At 69.1% G+C, this 796-nt stretch carries 1 protein-coding gene; it reads left to right on the top strand.

Features of this window, described 5'->3' with window-relative positions:
* Positions 1-13 precede the first annotated feature (13 nt).
* A partial coding sequence (locus V5E28_RS49065; protein ID WP_336217199.1) for a transposase occupies positions 14-796 on the top strand: 783 nt, incomplete at its 3' end.

Below are 796 nucleotides of genomic sequence, written 5' to 3'. Positions count from 1 at the left end.
CTATGCCGAGCGGATGCTGCCGGCCGAGCCGCAGCCGGTCACGGTGCTGGGCATCGATGAGACCCGCCGGGGCCGGCCCCGCTGGGTCTATGACGACAGCGCGCAGGCGTGGCAGGCGGCGGTGGACCGCTGGCATGTCGGGTTCGTGGATCTATCGCATGGTCAGGGACTGCTCGGCCAGGTGGAGGGCCGGACCGCGCAGGTGGTCATCGACTGGCTGCAGGCACGTGGCCAGAAGTGGAAGGACCAGGTGGCGCACGTCGCGATCGACATGTGCACGATCTTCAAGGCGGCCATCCGGGCCGCGCTGCCGAACGCGGTCCTGGTCGTCGATCACTTTCATGTGGTGCAGCTGGCCAACGCCGCCGTCACCGAGGTGAGGCGCCGGCTGACCGTGCAGGTCCGCGGGCGGCGTGGCCGCAAGGGCAACCGGGAGTGGGAGCTACGCAACCGGCTGACGCGCTCGGCCGCCCGGATGCACGGCTCGCAACTCGACCCGATGATCGACGACCTGCAGGCCCTGCCCAAGCGACTCGGAGCGCCGATCCTGGCCGCGTGGAACGCCAAGGAAGACCTGCTGGATGTGCTCGCGCTGGCGCGCACGCATCCTGACCGAACCGTGATCGCCGACCGGCTGTTCCGCTTCTACGATCGGTGCGCCGCCTCCGGCCTGCCCGAACTCGAAAGACTGGCCGGCACCATCGAGACCTGGTGGCCACAGATCCTCGCTTTCATCCGGACCGGCATCACCAACGCGGGCTCAGAAGGGACCAACCGCGTGATCAAGACCGTCGCC

Origin of the sequence: Nonomuraea sp. LPB2021202275-12-8, from assembly GCF_037044575.1 — a bacterium.
Taxonomy (GTDB): Bacteria; Actinomycetota; Actinomycetes; order Streptosporangiales; family Streptosporangiaceae; genus Nonomuraea.
The sequence above is the reverse complement of the archived record's forward strand: the minus strand, read 5'-3'. Positions and strand labels throughout refer to the sequence as shown.